Annotated in this window: 2 protein-coding genes; both read left to right on the top strand. The window is 41.9% G+C overall.

Features of this window, described 5'->3' with window-relative positions; genetic code table 11:
* Positions 1–491: Uma2 family endonuclease (locus JUI58_RS00595; RefSeq protein ID WP_204101812.1), on the top strand; the 491-nt coding region annotated here is incomplete at its 5' end.
* 79 nt (positions 492–570) lie between these two features.
* Positions 571–934 (top strand): Uma2 family endonuclease (locus JUI58_RS00600; RefSeq protein ID WP_204101813.1); only part of this gene is annotated, 364 nt, incomplete at its 3' end.

The raw sequence follows: 934 nt of genomic DNA on the forward strand, positions 1-934 counted from the left end.
CAGAAGATGAAGATTTAGGCAGAACTCAGCGAAAAAAGGAAATAAGACCGACAAAATGGGAGGTTTACGAAGAAATCTTACAAGTTCCTTATTATGTCATTTACGATCGCTATGAAAATCAGTTTCAGGGTTTTGTTTTAGAATCGGGAAAATATGAACCGTTAGACTTAGAAGAGGGGCGATTGTGGTTGGAGGAGTTGGGGTTGGGTTTGGGTTTGTGGGAAGGAATTTATGAGGGAGTAGAGGGGTTATGGTTGCGCTTTTATGATCAGTTTGGTAATTGGATTCCTACTCCCAATGAACGTGCCGATTATGAAGCAAGAGAGAAGGAACGAGAACGACACGAAAAACAACGAGAACGACAACGAGCTATCTTAGCTGAAAATGAGCGCGATCGCCAACGAGAAAGAGCAGATAATGCTGAGGCAACTATACAACAGTTACGCGATCGCCTTTTACAGTTAGGAGTAGATCCTCCAAAATATCCTTGACAGACCACTAGTGACCCGATCTCGGTTTATCTTTTTCTTTAGGATACACTTGTTTTTAGAGTGTCTTGACCTTTTTCTCATGGTTCAACTTCAACCTTCCTATTCCAAGCAGAAATCTCTGCCCACTATGTACGATTTGCCTAGCGAAGATCCGGAGGAACTTGGTTTGCCCGATGAATTTCACGATTTTCAACCGAATTTGCTAACCCAAACTTGTCAATCTCCACACCATCTTCGAGAGGATTATTTTATTGCCAAGGATCTCAATCTCTACTACGATCGCCAACATACCCATTGGTATAAACGACCAGATTGGTTTTTGGTTCTAGGTGCAAGACGCAGTACGAATTTGCAAGAGTTGCGCTTGAGTTATGTAATTTGGCAAGAGGAAGTCAATCCTTTTTTAGTAGTAGAATTGGCTTCTCCAGGTACAGAAGATGAAG

It is taken from the genome of Spirulina sp. CCY15215, assembly GCF_016888125.1.
In the GTDB taxonomy this organism is placed as follows: domain Bacteria; phylum Cyanobacteriota; class Cyanobacteriia; order Cyanobacteriales; family Spirulinaceae; genus CCY15215.